A 19454-nucleotide genomic window follows, 5' to 3' on the forward strand; every position below is an offset into this window, starting at 1 on the left:
AGATGCGCAATTGAACCTTTAGGCTCTCTTTACCTTTGGTGGAAACTCTAGTACAATAGAATGACTGGGAAAACAATAGCGTTTCCAACTTGGTATGAAATTTCATTCATCTGTTAAGATTTTTGTCCATACAATATGTAATTTTATATCTTGGTTAAATATTTCAGACAATAGAGCTGTTGTAAAAGCCGAAAAGAATGCCGCGAAAAAGGCGGCTCTTTTCGGCTTTTTTTATTTCTGAAAAAGAAGGGAAGCGATTTTTCATGCATTACTTCGTGGATCATAAGAAGAAAAAGATTCATCAACGGCAATTTGCCGGAGACCGGTGTGGATTTGTAGAAACACCTGTAGAAAAAAGAGAATTTACTGATCGAGCTGATTATATCGAGCAGCTGGAGGTTAAAAATTCATATGAATTCTGCCCCCATTGCCAACAAGCTCAAATCATCAGCTGAAATTGCTTCAATCTTAAATTTAAGTCAGCTGAAAAGTCTGATCAAATTTCATAAAAAATGGAGGCTGCTTTGAGCAGCCTCCAACCTGGAAAGTCAGCTAAAAGCTGGCTTTTTTTATTTGGCAGGATCTAGAAGTACCACAATATAACCTTTGTCTGTGATAAAATCCCAATCCAGAAAAACTTCTGAGATGGGGTGCTTTAAAATAATTTCAATGCGCGTATCCAGCAATAACCTTCGTTCCAGCGGACGTTTGACTAATTTTAATTCTTCAATAAAACCGCCGCGTATCAACTCTTTTTCGATTTCAACAAAAATTCCTGAGCGCTCGATTAACAGCGTGCGCTTATTCAGCCAGTACAGCTCAGTCGCTTCAGGTGTTTTTTGTGCTTTTCGGCTGGCTTCATTTACTTGCTCGCGAATGCCCTCTACTTCAATATCCGAGTCCCATTCAAAATCTTTGGCAGGTGATTTGTCTGCCATAACAGCCAAAATCATGCCTGTGTGGTCATCTAAATTCCAATCGGCGTATACTTCTTGCACTTCAAGCTTGCCGATTTTCCATAAATCCAGTTTAATATCCGCAGCCAATTGATTCATCAGTAAGTCCCGTGTTTCCAGGATTCTCCGATGTTCCTGCTGCTTCAGCAGAATTTTTTCAGTTGGAGCTAAAAAACCGCGAAGGTGGATAGAGATAAACGGCGGTCTTACGGTGACAAATACAGATGTGGGGCCTTTTCCAAAATGATCGCGCAATAAAGTTGAAATATAGCTGCCGACTTCTGTGTGAATTGCTTTTTCATTAGACATGATTCGGTCTCCTTTAGTCTATAGCTATAACCAAGTTGGCTTTTTAGCTTATAGTAGTGCATGTCCTCTAGACTTATTTAAGCTCCCGAAAGCACAATGACGTACTTTTGCTAGGAGCAGTAGTTTTGTAAAAGACACTTAGCTTATTGTGCTTAATTATACGGGATTTGCGCTATTTTATAAAGAAGTGATTGAATGATGTTAGAAATTTGATGACTAATTCATTTATTTTGCGAGAAACAAAAAAGTAAGTAATTAAATTAGTCTTATTGAATCAAATTTCAGGCCTTTTCAATAGTTTTTTTGTTTTATCATGATACAAAAAGGGTATTATCTGGAAAAAGCTAAAATAAAGGTTTTATTAGCCCAAAAACGGTTGAGTGAATATGAGAGGGGGATTTTATGCCTTCAGCTACTGTCAAGACCACTGACTATACAAAAGAAAGAAATCGAAGAGTCCATGCCAAGAGAAATGTCTGGTCTGGACTCCTATTTGGAATCGGGTTGGTGGCTTTCATAGATGAAACAGTTTTTCATCAATTGCTGCATTGGCATCATTTTTATGATCGCTCTACTGCGGATGCAGGGTTGGTTTCAGATGGCCTTTTTCATGCTTTCAGTTGGTTTGCGACCGTAGCGTCTTTGTTTCTGTTGGCCGATCTTCAACGCCGCAAAGCCTGGTGGCCAAAGCGGTGGTTAGGCGGAGTGCTGCTCGGTGCCGGTGCTTTTCAATTGTATGATGGCATCGTTCATCATAAATTATTGGAACTTCATCAAATCCGTTATGGAGTGGACTTGCTGCCATATGATCTCGTCTGGAATATTACCGCAGTGATTATGCTGTTGATTGGTCTGGTATTGCTATGGCAAACGCCCAATACACCGGTAAAGCCAAATGGCAGCCGTGAAACTACCTAATTCAGAAGATAGAAATGCGCTTCACGATGGCCAAAGCCAAGTAGAGCGCATTTTTTATTTTTCATATTTCCCTTTTAGTGGAACAAATCTTACATGATTCAGCAACGTGGTGAAAATTTTGCCATTATCGTCCTTCTCAATCAATCGAAGTTCCTGGTCAAAAGAGCTGCCTACAGGAATAATCATCTTGCCTCCAGTGCTCAATTGCTCGAGCAGCTCAGTTGGCACTTTAGCTGCCGCCGCTGTCACTATAATCCGATCAAAAGGAGCCTGTTCTTCCCAGCCTTCACTTCCATCGCCAAACTTAAAATAAATGTTTTGGAAGTCCATTTGCTCGAGCCGCTCTTTGGCACGCATTTGTAATTCTTCGATTCTCTCTATTGTGTAAACAGAGCTGGAAAAAGCTGCAAGCAAAGCAGTTTGGAAACCTGAGCCTGTTCCTAGTTCCAACACTTTGTGTTGAGGTTGAAGGTCGAGCGCCAATGTCATTTCGAGAACGAGAGACGGTTGAGAGATGGTTTGTTCAAACCCAATTGGCAAAGCTTGGTCAAAAATGGCCAAGTCTTTATTGGAATCCATAAAAAAGCTGCGATCCATCTTTTTGAAATAGCAAATGACCTCTTTTTTAGAGCTGTTCATTGCAGATTCCCACTTTCTTTTGTAGTGGCTTTATGAAATGAAGGGCTGAGCTATGCATTTTCTGAGCAGTCTTGTTACATTAATTTTAAGAGAATAACCGTGGTCTGTATAGTAGTTGAAACAGGCTCGATCTTTTAAGAAGAAAGGACGATGGGCGAGATGGTTCAAAAAATGACGATTCAAGAGCTTGAAGAGGGCCTTCATCAACAAGGTGACCAACTGGAATTCGCCACTTTTGGCATGGGTTGCTTCTGGGGACCAGAGGCTCGATTTGGAGGCATGCAAGGAGTCATACAGACCAGTGTTGGCTTTGCAGGAGGAGCAGAGCCAGCGCCTACTTACAGAAAAATGGGCGATCATACGGAAACACTTCAAATCCAATTTGATCCTTTAGTGATCCGATATGAAGATGTACTGAAGGAATTTTGGCAGAATCATTACCCGAATCGTGATAATTACAAAGGAAGACAATATATTTCTTTGTTGCAGTACCATAAAGAAGAGCAGCGCCTGATGATTGAGGAGGTTCAAAAGGAAATGGAGATGCAATTGGGTGAACCGATTGAAACAGAAATTTCGCCTTTTACCGGATTTGTTCAGGCTGAAGAACGCCACCAAAAATACTACTTGAAACGATACCCAAAGGCATTAGAGCAGTTGACGGAAATGTTTCCAGATAATGAAATGCTGGTGGATTCGACTTTTGCTGCCCGGTTAAACGGATTTGTAAAAGGCTATGGAACCAAAGCCAGCATGTGCAAAGAAATTATGGAATGGAACATTGGGGATGCAGAAAAGAGTTACCTGATGGAATTCTTCTTAAAAATGAAATGGTAAACTTCAGAAGCGTTTTGACGTATTTTTTAGGAAAAATACGTCAAAACGTTAAAAAACCTTGATTTTAATAGTAGATGTTTTGCAAATAAAGGAAATAGCAAGGAATGCCGAGAACATAGCTTATAGGATCTTTTCCGCGAAAAGAAAAAGAGGTGACGTTTAATGGATCAAACTACGTTGGTTTTGGCTTTGCTGCCAATCGTTATTATTCAATTCGCATTAATGATTTTCGCGTTGGTAGACTTGATAAAAAATCCCAATCCATATGGTCCCAAATGGATGTGGGGCATATTAATTGTCATCGTCAATATTATTGGACCTATTCTATACTTTGTTGTCGGGAGGAAAAACTATTGAGTATTCTAGAAGTGGAAAAACTGGCAAAGCGTTATGGACAGGAAAATGCAGTAGAAGATCTTTCTTTTGTGTTGGAACAAGGAACAGCCACTGCTTTAATTGGCCCAAATGGAGCTGGAAAGACAACAAGTTTGTCTATGTTAGCTGATTTGTTATCTCCCTCTAGCGGCTCCATCAGAATGGATAAAAAAACCACCATCGGTTTTTTGCCTCAGTATCCTCAGTTCTTCCCTTGGTTGACAGCGCTTGAATTTACAGAAATGGCCGCAAAACTGAGTGGCATTGATCCTAAAAAAGCAAGATTGCAGGCAACCCGTACCCTTGAATTTGTTGGGCTAGCGTCGGCTCTAAATAAAAAAACCGGCGCTTTTTCAGGTGGGATGAAACAGCGTCTGGGTTTGGCACAAGCAATCGTCCATCAGCCAAAGCTTCTATTGTTGGATGAACCGATTTCCGCTTTGGATCCAACCGGACGCAGAGAAATTATGGACTTGTTGAAAACGTTGCAGCAGGATACCACCATCTTGTACTCTACCCATATACTAAATGATGCAGAAGAAATGACCGATCAGTTACTTTTTATGAAAGATGGGCGTTTGATTGAGCATGGCTCGTTGAATGACGTGAAGAATCGGCATGCCCGTCCACATATTCGAATACGGTTTTCTAGCCCTGACCAAGCGGCAGTGTTTGCTGGCAAACTCCCATGGGAGCGTGACCTCAAAGAGAATATGATTTTTCTTCCGATTCGCCAAAACGGACCATCCATGCAGCAAATCCTTGAAATATTAGCTTCTGAAAAACAGGATATTCTGGGAGTCGATGTTCAAACAGCCTCTCTGGAAGAAATCTATCTGAAGGTGGTCGCTGCCAAATGAACCAATTTACTATTTTAATGCAAAAAGAATGGCGGGAAAACATTCGAAATTATAAAATTTACTGGCTGCCGGCTGTTTTCATTCTTCTCGGAATCACCGAGCCGGTCGTCAATTTCTTTATGCCGCAAATTCTTGAGGCGTCAGGCGGGTTGCCGGAAGGAGCAGTGTTTGAATTTCCGGTACCAACACCCGAACAGATGCTGATTGCAGTCATGGGCCAATTTCAAACAATCGGAATGGCCGTTTTGATTTTAGCCTATATGGGAACCGTTGCTGGAGAGCGTAAAAGTGGAACAGCGACCTTGTTGTATGTGCGCCCGCTTTCTTTTCCATTTTATTTTCTCAGCAAGTGGTTAACAGCATCAGCCATTTCTTTAGCGAGTGTTTGGCTTGGTTTTCTGGCGGGCTATTATTATACTTTTTTATTTTTTGATCGAGTGGAATGGACGAATCTTTTGCAAATGGTTGGAACTTATAGCGTCTGGGTACTGCTCATTGTTTCTATTGTGGTGGCAGCGAGTGCAGCAATGCCAAATAGCGGGCTTGCGGGGGCTGTGGCATTTGCGATTTACCTCCTTCTTCAAGTAAGTGATGGCTTGCTTGGGACAAATTGGTCCGTTTCACCAGTAAAGCTGCCTCAATATGCAACCACTTGGTTAACCGGAAGTCCGGACAGTGTAAACCTCGCGGGGGCAATTGGGGTAGCGGTCTTCATTATTTTGGTATCCATTGTTTTTGGAAGCTGGGCATCCCGTAAAAACAAAGCGAAAACAAAAGTTTAATGGGATGCAGACCATACTGACATACCCAGTTCGTAACAAAGAAAATCGTTTAAATTTCTGAAAAAGAGGTGCAGTGAATGCTTCATCATGTTGAACTGAACGTTTCAAATTTGCGAGAGGCCAGATCTTTCTATAGCGAATTGCTGCCGCCGCTGGGGTATGTGTTGTTCCAAGAGTGGGAACAAGGCTTTAGTTATAAATCAGGTCCTACCTACATTGTTTTTGTACAAACCGAACGAGTGTTTCTTCAACCTGCGCATCACCGCAAAAGAACGGGACTCAACCATTTAGCGTTTCATGCCGATTCACGCTCACAAGTGGACGAAATGACTGAAAAAATGCGACAATGGGGAGCGCGAGTGCTGTATGAAGAACTTCATCCTTTTGCGGGCGGGCCGGATTACTATGCTGTTTTTCTTGAAGGGCCCGATCACGTAAAGCTTGAGATTACAGCACCCAGTGAAACAACTGGCAATGCTTAAGAAAGAGCCTTGCATCTTTTTTGGTAAATCAGGCGTCAATTAGCTCATAGAACAGTTGGGATTAGCCCCAATAATTTAATAAGAATTGAATAGAGGTTAATTTTTATGAAGAAACTCGCAGTATTCATACTGCTCATACTATTGGTATGGAGTGGAATTTGGTACAGCAACAAGTGGATACAAACCACTGAATATACGGTGACATCTAACGAGCTGCCAGAAGCTTTCAACGGTTCAAAAATCGTTCAAGTATCGGATTTGCATAATGCGACTTTTGGGAGAAATCAGTCGTCGCTGATCGAAAAAGTGGAAGCGGCTGATCCGGATGTTATTTTTTTAACAGGAGACCTTGTTGACAGCAACCGCTACGATTTGGAAGCGAGCTTAGTGCTGGTAGACGCATTGATTGAGATGAGCAATGTGTATTTTGTAACCGGGAATCATGAAGTGGCCTCTAACGAGGTAGAAGAAATAACGGAGGCGCTGCAGCAACGTGGCGTAACTGTCTTGAAAAATGATTCAGTGGAATGGGAAAAAGGTGGATCATCAATCCAGATTGCAGGAATCGAAGATCCATTGATGGAACCGGATATTCATGAAGAAGAAGCAACACGCCACAGTCTTGACGATGCACAAATGACCGACGATTTTACGTTGCTGCTCGCACATCGTCCAGAGTACTTTCCAATTTATGCAGAAGATGAAGTGGACGTTGTTTTCTCTGGACATGCTCATGGTGGGCAAATTCGTATTCCAGGACTTGGCGGTTTGATTGCTCCGGGACAAGGTTGGTTTCCAAAAGTGACCGAAGGAATATTTGAAATAGACCAATCCCAAATGGTTGTCAGCCGAGGGCTTGGCAACAGCACTTTTCCTGTGCGTATTTTTAATTTGCCGGAAATTGTCGTAGTGACGCTGGAAAAAGAATAATGCTGCTGCGGCCATTTTTCAGGAGCTTTTTTATCATTAAACCCTAGTTTGCATTTGAAGATGTACTGTAAATAAGGAGGCTGCTCAGCGTGATCAAGAAAAAGGAAGTTACATTGCATCGGTATTCCTCAAAAGTGTCAGTTGACTACGATTTGCCGTCAGACCAGTTGGAATTTACCCGGCTGCCGACAGAAATCATTGAAAAAGATGCCAAAGACCCCTTAAAGCACTTCATCATCATCAAAGCACGGGGGGAAGATGCCGGTTTTTTTGAATTGGATGAGTCAGAAGACCGGAAAAAGTATTCGGATAATCCAAATGCCCTTCTATTGAGAGGATTTTCTGTAAATCCAAAATTTCAGGGCCGGGGCATCGCGACAGGTTCCATCTATGCATTGCCGGAGTTTATGGGAGAGGAATTCTCTAGTTTTGATGAAGTAGTGCTAGGCGTCAATGCGCGTAACATTCCGGCGCAACGGCTGTATCAAAAAGCAGGATTTAAAGATACTGGCAGGCGAATTATGCGCTCAAAAGGTGAGCAGTACGTAATGTCTTTGTACATCAAAAAAGCCAAGTAAGAGCAGTATTGCTCTCACTTGGCTTTTACTTTATTCGAAATAGAGATGCTTGTGCAAACTGCAGCCGGGATTGAACGGCGAGGAGCAGGATGGGCAAGTTGATGCGCAGGCTAAATAGTCATCAACCGATAATTCATGTCCACAAGTTCCGCACAACACGGCTTTTTCATGAAATTTTTCCCTTGGCCATACTTGGTGATTGTTGCACCCAACAGCTTCGTGACACTCAAAGCAAGGAAAGTATTGCTGGCAGCAAAAAAACTTGATAGCAATCCGGTCAATGGGTGAGTGGTAATGGGCACACCTTGTTTCAGCATCAACTCCAATCCCTTTCACTGTTTGGCGATGTGGCATACAAAATCTCCCTTTCTAAAAATGGACTGGATAAGTCGAATGAAAGAAAACAGCTTCCAACTAAGACATAATTATGAGTTTTGAAGTTCAACTTATTTGGTTTGTTTTCTTTCTATGCTACTATGAATAGGACGAAACTACGAATCTAATTCTTCGGGGCAAGGTGAAATTCCTTACCGGCGGTGAGCAGGAAACTGCAAGTCCGTGACCCGGTTAGGCGAATGCAGGCATAGGCCACTATGCTGTGCGCGTCCAAGCGGTGGAGCTGGTGAAATTCCAGCACCGACAGTTACAGTCTGGATGGGAGAAGAATTTAGAGATCGGCTTCGTTATGTGCCTCTTCTTTTCAATTGAGTTGAAATTGAAAGGAGGAATTTGTATGACCAAAAACCGTTATGTGGGACCAGTCTCTGAAATTTCGAGACGACCATCTTTAATCCTGCTCCTTTCCTCCGTGGAAAAAGAGCTTTTTCAAGGTACGAAAAACAGCTGGGAAACCGGCAATCTTGACAAAGAAGCAGGGCACATGCACAGACCAACCTTCAGAACATTCCTTTCCTCACCACCTATACGCCCCATGGTGGAAAGCACCCAATTACCCATATTACCCCAATTAAATCTGCTCTTGCGGCCTGAACGGAGGAGTGTGACCAAATGTTTACAGGCATAGTCGAAGAAGTGGGACATGTTGCTTCAGTTCGTACTAAACCACAGGCGATGGAATTGACCATTTCCTGCGGACTGATTTTAGAGGACATCAAACGTGGAGACAGCATCTCCATTAACGGTGTGTGTTTAACAGTTTCGACATTCAACTCTCATACATTTACGGTTGATGTTATTCCAGAAACCGTCAAGTCTTCAACAATGATTGGTTTAAAGGCCGGATCCGGTGTGAATTTAGAACGTGCGATGCCAGCCAATGGACGCTTTGGCGGCCATTTTGTCAGTGGGCACATCGATGGTGTCGGCGTAATTCGCTCTGCAAAAAAAGAAGCGAATGCCGTGACCAAAACCATTGAACTTGAGCCTCGGCTGATGAAATACATGATGCTGAAGGGTTCGATTGCAGTGGATGGGACTTCACTGACCATTTTTGCGCTTGGCCATAATACGGTGACCATATCTCTTATTCCGACCACGCAGGAAGATTCGCTGTTAGGAGATAAAGGCATTGGGGACAAGGTCAATATTGAATGTGATCTGTTGGCGAAGTATACCGAACGCATTCAGACAGCAGAACCGAAAATCAGCCGAAGTTGGCTGGCGGAAAATGGATTTTAAAGGGAGGTACATCAGAGATGTTTTACACAGTAGAGAAAGCCGTCGAAGACTTGAAAAATGGCAAAGCAATCATTGTGATTGATGATGAAGATAGAGAAAACGAAGGCGATTTTATTGCATTGGCAGAGTTTGCTTCACCTGAAATTGTCAATTTGATGGCGACAGAAGGCAGAGGATTGATTTGCGTGCCTGTTGCCCAGTCCATCGCTCAAAACTTGGAAATCGGTTTGATGACGGACGATAATACAGACGAATTTGGTACAGCCTTTACCATTAGCATTGATCATAAAGACACAACTACAGGCATCAGTGCTTACGAACGTTCTCATACCATTACCAGTTTGATAAAGCCGGATGCGAAAGCGACGGATTTTAAACGTCCAGGCCATATTTTCCCGTTGATTGCAAAAGACGGAGGTGTGCTTGAACGGATGGGGCACACCGAAGCGGCTGTTGATTTAGCGAAGCTGGCAGGATCGCCGCCTGCAGGGGTTATTTGTGAAATTATGAATCCAGACGGCACAATGGCACGAGTGGACGATTTGCTGAAAGTAGCAGAACGGCTCGGACTGGGAATTCTCACGATTAAAGAGTTAGTATCCTACCAACACAAAAATCAAAGCACAACAACCTATTAATCTACCAGAGGAGATGGAATTGCATGACTGTACATTTTGAAGGATATTTAAATGGTGAAGGGCTGCGCATCGGCATCGTTGTCGGCCGCTTTAACGAATTTATTACAAGCAAGCTGCTGGGTGGTGCAGAAGACGCATTAAAACGCCACGGCGTTGGAGAAGACGACGTGTCAATCGCTTGGGTGCCAGGTGCTTTTGAAATTCCGTTAGTCGCCAAAAAAATGGCGATGAGCGGAAATTACGATGCAGTCATCACTTTAGGAACTGTGATCCGAGGCGCGACACCGCATTTCGATTATGTCTGCAGCGAAGTTGCTAAAGGCGTTTCAAGAGCTAGCGACCAAGCAAATATTCCGGTTATTTTTGGCGTTTTGACAACCGATTCTATTGAGCAAGCTATTGAGCGGGCAGGAACAAAAGCCGGCAACAAAGGCTGGGAATCAGCTGCAGGTGCCATTGAAATGGCGAACCTAATGAAAAAACTATAACATCCAGCTCCTGGGCTCCTGCTCAGGGGTTTTTTCAAGATTTAAAAACGGAATTTAAGGGAATAAGATGTATAACAGCAGTGGGTCTCCCGAATTTGGGGCAAGAGAATTAATAGAAGAAACCGAATCCAATTTATGGGTGAACGAACTAGAAAAGTGGGAAATAAAATTGAACTAGGGTGGGGAATCATGAATAAAACGATTTATTTGATTAGACATTGCCAGGCAACGGGGCAGGCGCCCGATGCAGAATTGACTGAAACAGGTAAGCAGCAGGCGCAAGATTTAGCCGAATTTCTGCAGCATCGGCATGTGATTCACTTTATCTCAAGCCCTTTTACGCGTGCCATTCAATCCATCGAACCAGCTGCTGACCGAATGAACTTGCCGATCGAAATCGATGATCGGTTGGCAGAGCGGGTATTGAGTTCTGAAGATTTGCCGGATTGGATGGAAAAACTGGAGGATTCCTTTAAGGATGCCGATTTAAAATTTGCCGGTGGTGAATCGGGAAAAGAAGCAACAGATCGCGCAATGGCTGTATTGAATGAAATGGAAGATAAAACCGCAGCAGTGACTCACGGAAATTTATTAGGATTGCTGCTGAAACAAATTGATGAGAGTTATGGTTTTTCAGAGTGGAAAAGGCTGACAAATCCAGATATTTACGAGGTAGAAATAAGCGACGGCGACCTTTCTGTAAAACGTGTATGGGAATGATTTTACGAAAAAACCGGCAGCATGTGAATGCCGCCGGTTGGACTATTTACAGTTATTCCAATGTGTTTCCTTCATTTGGAATCGGGTTGTTTTTTAGCATTCCTGCTAAGTGGTAGGTGTTGTAGGCAAGGCGTTGGATCGCTGACTGAGTAAATTCGTTGTCTCGTCCCGCATCCATGTAAGAGTCGCCAGGACCTGCTTCACCTACCCAATAGGCATCTACATTAGGTGGAATGACAAAGCCGATATGGGAGAGTCCATAGAGAATAGAAGCAGCGGCGTGTTTGGCGCCGTCTTCATTTCCGGTAATGGCCACTCCGCCTACTTTATTGTAGAAAATAGATTGGCCTTTATCATTGGTCACGCTACTGCTGCCATAAAGGCGTTCAATTGCTTGGGTAGCGAGTGAACTTTTTTCTCCAAGCCATAGGGGTGTGCCGATCACGACAATATCTGCAGCCAGTACTTTTTCAAGAATTTGTGGCCACTGATCTCCGTCCCCCATGTCGTCTTGAACACCATAGGCAATCTTGTAATCCGCTAAACGAATAACCTCAGACTCAACCCCCAGCTGATTGTAATGGAATTGAACGTCCTGAATAAATCCTTCGGTATGAGAAGGTTCTGTTGAACTTTTTAATGAAGTATTAAGAAAAACTGCTTTCAATTTCTGCATTTTATCTCTCCTTTGAATTGATCCTGTTGAAAAAATTATACGAATGTAGAGCTTCCTATATGCCTGGAATGCACCAATGTAAAAATGGTAGAATAACGGAAGGTTTGGATTTCCCTATTCTCATGAAGGTGTAGTGAAATATCGACAGGCGAAAAGGCTTAGCTCAACTTACATAGTTTCTATTCCCTTTTTAAAAAAATATATGCACCATTCAATTTAGATAGTTTGCTGAAGAATAGAGGTGTTCCAAATGAAAAAAACAGATGTACTGCCTTATGTATTAGTTTTTCTTTTCTTGTTAATTAAAGTGAGTGCTTTTCGCGTGCTGATTTTTGATACCAAATCGATTTTACATATTGCATTGATTGAATTTCCTATGTGGGCTTTGTTCTTATCGATAGTTTTGCTGTTGGCTAAAAACCATCTTTGGCGGACAGTTTGGGTTTTCAATTTGCTGGTATCGGTTATTTTTTTTGCAGTCACGCTTTATATTCGCTATTATTCCACGATTCCTTCCTATTATGATTTGCAGCAGCTCACCCAATCAAGTTCTGTCAGCGGCACAATCACAATGCTGTCAACACCGTGGGATTTTTTGTTTTTCCTGGATGCGATTTTGCTCATATTCCTTGCACGGCACTGGAAGCAACCTGCAAAGACCGGCGGTATGAAGTATGTAGTTGCCGGGATGGCTGCGGTATGTGCGGTTACAATTGTCTATGCCATCAAGCAGCCCGTCATCGATGTTTCTTATTTTGCGAAAGAAAATGGATTTCTGCAGTCGCAAGTAGTCCAATTGTATAACCGCTCAACGGAAACTGCCCATGCGTCTTCGAGCAAACTGTCCGCAAAGGAATTGGAAGAGCTGAAAGGCAATGAATATGTAAACGTCACTGAACAGGAAAGTTTTGGGATTGCAGAAGGCCGCAACTTGTTCGTTATCCAAGTAGAATCATTGCAGAATTTCGTAATTGGACGAACCTTGAACGGTCAGGAAATTACCCCTAACCTCAACAAGCTTTTAAATGAAAGTGCTTATTTTTCTAATGTCTTCCAGCAGGTTGGAGCAGGGACAACTTCTGATGCCGAATGGATGACCAACACAGGATTGTATCCGCAAGGCATGATTCCTACAGCAAACAGCCTTACTGGAAAAAAAGCGCCATCTTTGGCACAAACACTGAAAGAAAAAGGCTACGGATCGGCCACTTATCATGCAGATGATATAACATTTTGGAACCGAGACGTTCTTTATCCGGTTCTTGGCTACGAAGAGATTTTTTCCATCGATGATCTTCCCGACATTAAAAAAGTAGGTTTTGGACCAGCTGATGAGGTCTTGTTCGACTTTGTGGCAAACGAATTGCCGAGACAGCTCGAAACCTACGATCGCATTTATGCGAATATCGTGACGGTCACCAGCCATACTCCGTTCGACATGCCAGAATCCATGCAGTATCTAAAACTGCCGGAAGAATACGAAGACATGTATATCGGCAATTACCTGCAGTCCATTCGCTACGCAGATGAACAAATTGGTGCATTTATTCAAGAATTAAAGGCGCAAGGAATTTACGACGAGTCCCTGATTGCTATTTTCGGCGATCATTCTGGAATGCACGGCACGCTGGTAACGGAAGAAGATCAGGCGTTGTTGGGCAATTTTTTAGGGCATGATTATTCTTTAAAAGACCAGTACACCATTCCGCTGATTTTTACAGGGGGGAATCTTTTCGAAGAAAGCAAAATGACGCGTCTGGCTGGACAGACGGACATTATGCCAACGCTTCTGGCTTTGCTCGGTGTCGAACATGAAGAGCCAATGATGGGCCACAACCTGTTTCAATACAAAAAGAATTTACTGGGCATGCGTTATTATTTGCCCGGAGGATCTTATATCCAGTCGGAGCAATTATATAAAGCACCCGGAGCCAAATTGTCTGGAGTACTTTATGATTTGAAAAGCATGGAGAAACGCAGTAAAAACAGCGAAGCCCAAAAGCATATTGATGATACTCAAACCTTGATGAACTATGCAGATCTTTTATTAAAAGACTATATCGAGGAATAATTTCCTCAGGCAAAGAGAAACTACTATAATAGACAGTAAGCAAGAGATGAGGGGGAAAAGTCAATGGTAAAAGAGTTCGAAAAAGAAGTGATGCAAGCGATGGACAAAATGTTTGAAAACGAAATGAAAAAAGTCAACGATGCGCTCGATCAAGAGCTTTTAATTTCCTTAATCGGCGAGGTTAATGCCGGCAAATCTTCCACCGTCAACAAGATTATTGGAGAAGATATTGCCAGTACGAATCCGATGCCAGGTGAAACGGTCAGTGTAGATCCTTATAATATTCGCGGTCTGGAAAACATCAAATTTATGGATACGCCGGGGTTGAACGATCCGAATGACGAAAATCCTAAAAAAACCTTGGAGTTTGTGCAGAAATCCGATGTTGTGTTATTTTTTCTGAACGCGGCAGGCACCGTGTTTTCTGAAAGTGAAAAAGAGAAGTTTAAGGAAATTGAGAAGCACAACAAAGACATCCTGATTGTTTTGAATAAAATTGATGCAGCGGAAAACATTCCGTCCATCGTCCAGTTCGTCAAAGATCATACAGGAAATAAATACAAAATCATTCCGATTTCTTCGAAAACAGAAGAAAATTTGGAAACCTTAAAGAGGGAGATTCTTTTTTTGCTCGAAAAGAAGGGTAAGGACCTGCTCTTCGCCAAAAGCATGAAAGAAAAATCTTCTGCTGCCACGCGTTGGATCATTGGAGCGGGAGTTTCAGCAGGTGTTATTGGAGCATCGCCAATCCCAGGTTCAGATGTATTGCCATTAACCACGCTGCAGGTTGGGCTGATTATCAAATTATCGAATCTTTATGACAAACCGCTAACTAAAAAAGCGGCGAAAGACATGATCGTCATCACAGCAACGCAAACAATTGGACACACCATTTACCGGCAGGCACTGAAGTTCATTCCAGGAGCTGGATCCATCATTGGTGGAACTGTCGCTTCATCTATGACATTGGCGCTGGGCTATGGTGTGAAATATGCCTATGAAAATAATATCGCCATCGATTATGATATGATTGGCGACTTGTTTGTAAAGCTTAAAACACGCGAGAAAAAAGCCTAAGGGCTGCCGAACCGCTCTTCCTATACGGAAGGGCGGTTTTTCAATTTGCTTGCGTCTTTCGGATTTGTCATTTACCTTTAGGAGAAAGATAGACGGAGGTGCGGGATGAAAATATTGGTTGTGGAAGATAACCCGAGCGTCAGCTCCATGCTTGAATTGTTTTTCTCGAAAGAAAACATCCAGGGCGATTTTGCAGCCGATGGACTGGAAGGTTACCGGAAATACAAAGATGGCTCATACGATTTGCTGATTCTGGACTGGATGCTTCCGGGAATGGATGGCATCGCGCTGTGCCGAAAGATCCGTGAAGAAGGAAGTGCAGTCCCGATCATCATGCTGACGGCGAAAGACAGCGAATCGGACCAGGTCATTGGTTTTGAGATGGGTGCAGATGACTACGTGACAAAGCCGTTCAGTCCACTGACGCTAATGGCCCGCGTCAAAGCAGTCACGCGCCGAACCCAAAAAGCGGAACCCCTGTCGGACCTTATCCAAACGGCTCATTTTACCGTCAACAAAGAAACGCGAAGCATTCTGAAAGATGGTCGGGAAGTTGATAGCCTGACACCTAAGGAATTTGATTTGTTGGTCTTTTTCTTGCAGCATCCGAAGCAAGTGTTCAACCGGGAACAATTGTTGGAGCAGGTATGGGGCTACCAGTTTTATGGCGATGAGCGGACAGTAGATGTTCACATCAAGCGCCTCCGCAAGAAAATTGATGACGGGGACAAGCTGTTCCATACAGTATGGGGAGTTGGCTATAAATTTGAAGAACACACGAATTAAGTATTTCTATCAGCTGATTGCCAGCCATATGAGCATCTTGCTGATTGCTTTTTTGATTTTAAGTATTTTATTTGTCCGCTACGTGGATGATTTTGCTTACAACGAAAAAGCGGAAGAGCTGGAAAATTACGGCGAACAGATTATTGCAGAACTCGAACGTGCTCGGCCGGGCACCAACCTGCAATCCTATGTCTCAATTCTTGGAGCACAGAATATCAATTTTATTGTCTTTGATCAGCAAAGCCGTATTTTGTATCCGGTAGCTGGCGCATTTCCACCAGTAGAGTTGACGCAAGAAGAATGGAATGTCATCGAACAGGGAGAAACGCTGGTAGTCAATCGTGACGTTGAGCGTTTCGACTTTACCGTTACATTTGTGGCCATGCCTTATTTCGAGAATAACCAATTGGCTGGCGGCGTATTGCTTGCCTCTCCTGTCAGTGGCATCAGCGAAATGATTGCGGAATTGAATAAAACCTTAATCACCACTATTTTAATCGCTCTGGCGATTGCGCTGCTGCTTAGCCTGTGGTTGTCGAAACTGCATGTTAGCAGGATCCAGCGCATGCGCAAAGCGACTTCTATGATCAGTGAAGGCCATTATGATGTTAACTTGCCAGAATCGAATTTCGACGAATTTGGTGACTTGGCGCACGACTTCAACAAAATGGCTGCCAAACTGCAACATTCCAACGAGGAAATCGATCGGCTGGAAAACCGCCGCCGCCAATTTATGGCGGATGTATCTCACGAAATGCGGACCCCTTTAACGACGATCGCAGGCATCATTGAAGGGCTGCGGAACAATATGATTGAAGAAGGCCAGCGGGAAAAAGGCATCCGCCTGGCGAGCGAGGAAACCAAGCGGCTAATGCGGCTGGTCAACGAAAATCTGGATTACGAGAAAATACGGTCCAATCAAGTGGAACTGACAAAAGAAGAGATTGACGCGGATGAACTGCTGGAAATTATTCAGGAACAGCTTTATCTGCAGGCAAAAGAAAAAGGCAATGCGATTGTTATCCATTCTCAGCCAGGGGATATCATCTTTGGGGATATGGATCGACTGATTCAGATATTGATGAATATTGTCAAAAACGCTATTCAATTTACGGAGAACGGCACCATTTCCTTGATGACGCATTCTGAACCGGATCACATGGTGATTACCGTGGAAGATGATGGCGCAGGAATTGACGTGGAGGAAATCGATCTGATTTGGCGCCGGTTTTATAAAGCGGATTTATCCCGCGGGAGCGGCCAGTTCGGATTAGGATTATCGATCGTTAAAAAGTTGGTGACGCTGCACAACGGAGAAATCCATGTTGAAAGCGAAAAAGGGCACGGGACGAAATTCATCATCCGTCTGCCGCATAAGGAATGACTTGGGAGCAACTATCCCAAGTCATTTTTTTGCATAGGAAACTTTTCATGTTTGTTAAAACTCTGGTCATAGTTTATTCATAATTGCTTGATAAGCTATGTATAAGAACTTAGGAAAAGAGGAATTATACATGAAGAAATTTTTATACATCGCAATTGGCGTACTGGCGGCAACAGCTATTTTTATGATGGTGGCATTTTCAGGAGATGAAACAGTGGCTTCGGTAGGAGATGCAGAAATAACGAAAGATGAACTTTATGACAAAATGGTAGCTTCTGCTGGAGCCGCAACACTTGATTCCATGATTTCCACTGAGGTCGTCAATCAGGAAGCGGAAAATGCAGAGGTGGAAGTAACGCAGGAAGAGCTTGATGCGGAAATGGCGGTTTATGAAGAGAGTTACGGCGGCACAGAGGCGCTTGAACAGGCCCTTGCATCAAGTGGCATGTCGATAGCGGACCTGGAAGCGGAAATGGAAACGTACTTGAAGGTTGAAAAAATTATTGGACCGGATATCGAGATAACAGACGAGCAGATCAATACGTATTTCGAAGAAAATAAAGAATCGTTCGAACAGCCTTCGCAAGTAGAGGCGAGCCATATTCTGGTAGCGACTCAAGAAGAAGCCGATGAAGTAAAAGCAAAGCTGGATGATGGAGGCGATTTTGCCGAACTTGCAGCGGAATATTCTACAGACACAGCTAATGCTGAAAGCGGGGGTGTCCTTGGCGCATTTGGAGCCGGGGAAATGGCAGCAGAGTTTGAAGAGGCAGCATTTAGTATGGAAGTGGATGACATCAGTGATCCTGTCCAAACGGATTACGGTTTCCACATTATTCAAGTGACTGGAAAAACCGAAGCTGTTGACGCAAATTTGGAAGACAGCACGGAAGAGATTAAGGAAACCTTATTTGATGAAGCATTGAATACCAAATATGCAGAATGGTTGGCAGAAAAAACTGAGTCGTATGACATTGTCAATACATTGACAGAATAGAGGAGGAAATAAACATGGGGTACTATAATTCAAACGAACCGAAAAGAACGAAGAAAGGTTATTTTGCATCCAGCTTTACGGGATTGATGGCAGGAGCATTATTGGTTGGGGTTATTCTCCCGGGAGTGACTGATGCAGATCTAGGAGAGAGTGAAGCAGCATCAACAACTGAGTCTGTCAGCGGGCTGCAAACCACCTCAACTGTTGTCACTTCCGATGTGACAGAAATCGTGGAACAAACCACAGATGCTGTAGTCGGCGTTTCCAATTTACAGGCAGCACAGCAAAACCCATTTGCTTCACAGACCAGTGAAGATGCAGAATCGCAAGAAGCCGGTGCAGGCTCGGGCGTCATTTACAAAAAAGACGGTGATACAGCATATATCGTTACCAATAACCACGTTGTGGAAGGCGCAGAAGAAGTAATGGTGACCTTGTCTGACGGCACAGAACTTGATGCCAAAGTATTGGGTACAGATATTTGGACTGACTTGGCTGTGTTGGAAGTTCCAGGAAACATGATCACGACGGTAGCAGAATTTGGAGATTCCTCTGTATTGCAGGCCGGCGAGCCGGTTATTGCGATTGGCAACCCTTTAGGACTCCAGTTTTCGGGATCGGTAACTACGGGTGTCATTTCAGGAACTGAGCGCTTAGTGCCAATCGATGTAAATCAGGACGGCACGGAAGATTGGCAGTCTGAAGTTCTTCAAACAGATGCTGCCATTAACCCAGGGAACAGCGGCGGTGCCTTAATTAATGCCGAGGGCCAAGTAATTGGCATTAATTCCATGAAAATTGCGCAGGATGCTGTAGAAGGCATTGGGCTAGCCATTCCGGTTAATACAGCCATTCCAATTATTTCAGATCTGGAAGCAGAAGGCGCTGTAGATCGTCCATCCATGGGCGTTGCTATTGTCGATTTGGCTGAAGTGCCAGCACAATACCGTACGAGCCAGTTGAACTTGCCTGCAGAAGTAGAAGGCGGCATCGTCGTTGAATCAGTAGTCGAAGGTTCTGGAGCAGCAACAGCAGGGATGAAAGCTTATGACGTCATCGTTGAAATGGACGGAAACCCAGTAAATTCAGTGCTCGAACTTCGCCAATACCTCTACAACGAAACAGAAGTCGGCGATACACTAACTGTAAAAGCCTATAGAAACGGAGAAATCATGAATTTCGAACTCCCGTTAACAGAGAGTATTGAATAAGAAAAGCGTAAGCGCCCGTGTAGCTCTGCCGGGCATAAGGCAGACCGGCGAAGCGGCATGTTTTCAGCCGCACAGTCGGGTTGGCTTATGACCCAAAGAGCT

Annotated in this window: 23 protein-coding genes, 1 pseudogene and 1 riboswitch; of the genes and pseudogenes, 20 read left to right on the forward strand and 4 right to left on the reverse strand. The window is 43.5% G+C overall.

The window, feature by feature from the left end; genetic code table 11:
* Window positions 1–263: 263 nt before the first annotated feature.
* Window positions 264–455, forward strand: coding sequence for a hypothetical protein (locus AC4EG4_RS10565; protein ID WP_490977165.1), 192 nt, complete (start codon window positions 264–266; stop codon window positions 453–455).
* A 114-nt stretch (window positions 456–569) separates the two neighbouring features.
* On the opposite strand, the gene AC4EG4_RS10570 is transcribed toward AC4EG4_RS10565, so the two are convergent.
* Window positions 570–1265, reverse strand: a complete 696-nt coding sequence (locus AC4EG4_RS10570; protein ID WP_490987781.1) for a Na-translocating system protein MpsC family protein — start codon at window positions 1263–1265, stop codon at window positions 570–572.
* Between the two features lie 402 nt (window positions 1266–1667).
* On the opposite strand from AC4EG4_RS10570, the gene AC4EG4_RS10575 reads away from it, so the two are divergent.
* Entirely contained in the window at window positions 1668–2183 is a 516-nt protein-coding gene (locus tag AC4EG4_RS10575) for a DUF2243 domain-containing protein (RefSeq protein WP_490987782.1), read from the forward strand.
* 54 nt (window positions 2184–2237) lie between these two features.
* On the opposite strand, the gene AC4EG4_RS10580 is transcribed toward AC4EG4_RS10575, so the two are convergent.
* Window positions 2238–2822: a protein-L-isoaspartate(D-aspartate) O-methyltransferase gene (locus AC4EG4_RS10580; RefSeq protein ID WP_490987783.1), complete on the reverse strand. Its 585-nt coding sequence runs from the start codon at window positions 2820–2822 to the stop codon at window positions 2238–2240.
* Between the two features lie 150 nt (window positions 2823–2972).
* On the opposite strand from AC4EG4_RS10580, the gene msrA reads away from it, so the two are divergent.
* The 7 genes from msrA to AC4EG4_RS10615 all read left to right on the forward strand — a co-directional run bounded on the left by msrA (window position 2973) and on the right by AC4EG4_RS10615 (window position 7666).
* Window positions 2973–3659: a peptide-methionine (S)-S-oxide reductase MsrA gene (msrA, locus tag AC4EG4_RS10585; protein WP_490987784.1), complete on the forward strand. Its 687-nt coding sequence runs from the start codon at window positions 2973–2975 to the stop codon at window positions 3657–3659.
* A gap of 162 nt (window positions 3660–3821) precedes the next feature.
* Window positions 3822–4016 carry a PLD nuclease N-terminal domain-containing protein gene (locus AC4EG4_RS10590; RefSeq protein ID WP_490977170.1) on the forward strand — a complete coding sequence of 65 codons (195 nt, stop codon included), beginning with the start codon at window positions 3822–3824 and terminating at the stop codon, window positions 4014–4016.
* The gene (locus AC4EG4_RS10595; RefSeq protein WP_490987785.1) at window positions 4013–4894 is read left to right on the forward strand and encodes an ABC transporter ATP-binding protein; all 882 of its coding nucleotides are present in this window, start codon (window positions 4013–4015) and stop codon (window positions 4892–4894) included. Before AC4EG4_RS10590 ends, AC4EG4_RS10595 begins: the two co-directional genes overlap by 4 nt.
* Window positions 4891–5676 carry an ABC transporter permease gene (locus AC4EG4_RS10600; protein WP_490987786.1) on the forward strand — a complete coding sequence of 262 codons (786 nt, stop codon included), beginning with the start codon at window positions 4891–4893 and terminating at the stop codon, window positions 5674–5676. Before AC4EG4_RS10595 ends, AC4EG4_RS10600 begins: the two co-directional genes overlap by 4 nt.
* Before the next feature lie 77 nt (window positions 5677–5753).
* Entirely contained in the window at window positions 5754–6158 is a 405-nt protein-coding gene (locus tag AC4EG4_RS10605) for a VOC family protein (protein WP_490987787.1), read from the forward strand.
* Window positions 6159–6263: 105 nt separating this feature from the next.
* On the forward strand, window positions 6264–7088 hold the full coding sequence (locus AC4EG4_RS10610) for a metallophosphoesterase (RefSeq protein ID WP_490987788.1): 825 nt from the start codon (window positions 6264–6266) through the stop codon (window positions 7086–7088).
* Between the two features lie 89 nt (window positions 7089–7177).
* Window positions 7178–7666, forward strand: coding sequence for a GNAT family N-acetyltransferase (locus tag AC4EG4_RS10615; protein WP_490977175.1), 489 nt, complete (start codon window positions 7178–7180; stop codon window positions 7664–7666).
* Window positions 7667–7696: 30 nt separating this feature from the next.
* On the opposite strand, the gene AC4EG4_RS10620 is transcribed toward AC4EG4_RS10615, so the two are convergent.
* Window positions 7697–8020, reverse strand: coding sequence for a CHY zinc finger protein (locus AC4EG4_RS10620; protein WP_490987789.1), 324 nt, complete (start codon window positions 8018–8020; stop codon window positions 7697–7699).
* Window positions 8021–8165: 145 nt separating this feature from the next.
* Window positions 8166–8336, forward strand: a riboswitch (FMN riboswitch).
* A 63-nt stretch (window positions 8337–8399) separates the two neighbouring features.
* Here AC4EG4_RS10620 and AC4EG4_RS10625 point away from each other — a divergent pair.
* The 5 genes and pseudogenes from AC4EG4_RS10625 to AC4EG4_RS10645 all read left to right on the forward strand — a co-directional run bounded on the left by AC4EG4_RS10625 (window position 8400) and on the right by AC4EG4_RS10645 (window position 11150).
* A complete protein-coding gene (locus AC4EG4_RS10625; RefSeq protein ID WP_490977177.1) occupies window positions 8400–8690 on the forward strand; it encodes a hypothetical protein in 291 nt (96 codons plus the stop codon).
* A complete protein-coding gene (gene ribE, locus AC4EG4_RS10630) occupies window positions 8675–9304 on the forward strand; it encodes a riboflavin synthase (RefSeq protein ID WP_490977178.1) in 630 nt (209 codons plus the stop codon). The genes AC4EG4_RS10625 and ribE overlap by 16 nt, the downstream gene beginning before the upstream one ends.
* Before the next feature lie 17 nt (window positions 9305–9321).
* Window positions 9322–9924, forward strand: a pseudogene (gene ribB, locus AC4EG4_RS10635) (3,4-dihydroxy-2-butanone-4-phosphate synthase); the annotation flags it as partial.
* A gap of 41 nt (window positions 9925–9965) precedes the next feature.
* Window positions 9966–10430, forward strand: coding sequence for a 6,7-dimethyl-8-ribityllumazine synthase (gene ribH / locus AC4EG4_RS10640; RefSeq protein ID WP_490977179.1), 465 nt, complete (start codon window positions 9966–9968; stop codon window positions 10428–10430).
* A gap of 189 nt (window positions 10431–10619) precedes the next feature.
* Window positions 10620–11150 (forward strand): histidine phosphatase family protein, encoded by a 531-nt coding sequence (locus tag AC4EG4_RS10645; protein ID WP_490987790.1) that lies wholly within the window; start codon window positions 10620–10622, stop codon window positions 11148–11150.
* Between the two features lie 52 nt (window positions 11151–11202).
* Here AC4EG4_RS10645 and AC4EG4_RS10650 read toward each other — a convergent pair whose 3' ends face one another.
* Window positions 11203–11826 carry a flavodoxin family protein gene (locus AC4EG4_RS10650; protein ID WP_490987791.1) on the reverse strand — a complete coding sequence of 208 codons (624 nt, stop codon included), beginning with the start codon at window positions 11824–11826 and terminating at the stop codon, window positions 11203–11205.
* Window positions 11827–12076: 250 nt separating this feature from the next.
* On the opposite strand from AC4EG4_RS10650, the gene AC4EG4_RS10655 reads away from it, so the two are divergent.
* The 6 genes from AC4EG4_RS10655 to AC4EG4_RS10680 all read left to right on the forward strand — a co-directional run bounded on the left by AC4EG4_RS10655 (window position 12077) and on the right by AC4EG4_RS10680 (window position 19352).
* Window positions 12077–13897, forward strand: coding sequence for an LTA synthase family protein (locus AC4EG4_RS10655; protein WP_490987792.1), 1821 nt, complete (start codon window positions 12077–12079; stop codon window positions 13895–13897).
* 63 nt (window positions 13898–13960) lie between these two features.
* Complete coding sequence (locus AC4EG4_RS10660) at window positions 13961–14974, forward strand: YcjF family protein (protein ID WP_490987793.1); 1014 nt, start codon at window positions 13961–13963, stop codon at window positions 14972–14974.
* 105 nt (window positions 14975–15079) lie between these two features.
* On the forward strand, window positions 15080–15760 hold the full coding sequence (locus tag AC4EG4_RS10665) for a response regulator transcription factor (protein ID WP_490977184.1): 681 nt from the start codon (window positions 15080–15082) through the stop codon (window positions 15758–15760).
* On the forward strand, window positions 15741–17144 hold the full coding sequence (locus AC4EG4_RS10670) for an ATP-binding protein (RefSeq protein WP_490987794.1): 1404 nt from the start codon (window positions 15741–15743) through the stop codon (window positions 17142–17144). The genes AC4EG4_RS10665 and AC4EG4_RS10670 overlap by 20 nt, the downstream gene beginning before the upstream one ends.
* A 130-nt stretch (window positions 17145–17274) precedes the next feature.
* Window positions 17275–18141, forward strand: coding sequence for a peptidylprolyl isomerase (locus tag AC4EG4_RS10675; protein WP_490977186.1), 867 nt, complete (start codon window positions 17275–17277; stop codon window positions 18139–18141).
* A 14-nt stretch (window positions 18142–18155) separates the two neighbouring features.
* Window positions 18156–19352 (forward strand): S1C family serine protease, encoded by a 1197-nt coding sequence (locus AC4EG4_RS10680; protein ID WP_490987795.1) that lies wholly within the window; start codon window positions 18156–18158, stop codon window positions 19350–19352.
* The last annotated feature ends 102 nt before the right edge of the window (window positions 19353–19454 follow it).

Source organism: Planococcus sp. TJ-201 (assembly GCF_058268495.1).

Bases quoted from the DNA above. Each gene is read 5' to 3' on its own strand.
- AC4EG4_RS10565 (WP_490977165.1), top strand. From the start codon at position 264: ATGCATTACTTCGTGGATCATAAGAAGAAAAAGATTCATCAACGGCAA.
- AC4EG4_RS10570 (WP_490987781.1), bottom strand. From the start codon at position 1,265: ATGTCTAATGAAAAAGCAATTCACACAGAAGTCGGCAGCTATATTTCA.
- AC4EG4_RS10575 (WP_490987782.1), top strand. From the start codon at position 1,668: ATGCCTTCAGCTACTGTCAAGACCACTGACTATACAAAAGAAAGAAAT.
- AC4EG4_RS10580 (WP_490987783.1), bottom strand. From the start codon at position 2,822: ATGAACAGCTCTAAAAAAGAGGTCATTTGCTATTTCAAAAAGATGGAT.
- msrA (WP_490987784.1), top strand. From the start codon at position 2,973: ATGGGCGAGATGGTTCAAAAAATGACGATTCAAGAGCTTGAAGAGGGC.
- AC4EG4_RS10590 (WP_490977170.1), top strand. From the start codon at position 3,822: ATGGATCAAACTACGTTGGTTTTGGCTTTGCTGCCAATCGTTATTATT.
- AC4EG4_RS10600 (WP_490987786.1), top strand. From the start codon at position 4,891: ATGAACCAATTTACTATTTTAATGCAAAAAGAATGGCGGGAAAACATT.
- AC4EG4_RS10605 (WP_490987787.1), top strand. From the start codon at position 5,754: ATGCTTCATCATGTTGAACTGAACGTTTCAAATTTGCGAGAGGCCAGA.
- AC4EG4_RS10610 (WP_490987788.1), top strand. From the start codon at position 6,264: ATGAAGAAACTCGCAGTATTCATACTGCTCATACTATTGGTATGGAGT.
- AC4EG4_RS10620 (WP_490987789.1), bottom strand. From the start codon at position 8,020: ATGCCACATCGCCAAACAGTGAAAGGGATTGGAGTTGATGCTGAAACA.
- AC4EG4_RS10625 (WP_490977177.1), top strand. From the start codon at position 8,400: ATGACCAAAAACCGTTATGTGGGACCAGTCTCTGAAATTTCGAGACGA.
- ribE (WP_490977178.1), top strand. From the start codon at position 8,675: ATGTTTACAGGCATAGTCGAAGAAGTGGGACATGTTGCTTCAGTTCGT.
- ribH (WP_490977179.1), top strand. From the start codon at position 9,966: ATGACTGTACATTTTGAAGGATATTTAAATGGTGAAGGGCTGCGCATC.
- AC4EG4_RS10645 (WP_490987790.1), top strand. From the start codon at position 10,620: ATGAATAAAACGATTTATTTGATTAGACATTGCCAGGCAACGGGGCAG.
- AC4EG4_RS10650 (WP_490987791.1), bottom strand. From the start codon at position 11,826: ATGCAGAAATTGAAAGCAGTTTTTCTTAATACTTCATTAAAAAGTTCA.
- AC4EG4_RS10655 (WP_490987792.1), top strand. From the start codon at position 12,077: ATGAAAAAAACAGATGTACTGCCTTATGTATTAGTTTTTCTTTTCTTG.
- AC4EG4_RS10660 (WP_490987793.1), top strand. From the start codon at position 13,961: ATGGTAAAAGAGTTCGAAAAAGAAGTGATGCAAGCGATGGACAAAATG.
- AC4EG4_RS10665 (WP_490977184.1), top strand. From the start codon at position 15,080: ATGAAAATATTGGTTGTGGAAGATAACCCGAGCGTCAGCTCCATGCTT.
- AC4EG4_RS10675 (WP_490977186.1), top strand. From the start codon at position 17,275: ATGAAGAAATTTTTATACATCGCAATTGGCGTACTGGCGGCAACAGCT.
- AC4EG4_RS10680 (WP_490987795.1), top strand. From the start codon at position 18,156: ATGGGGTACTATAATTCAAACGAACCGAAAAGAACGAAGAAAGGTTAT.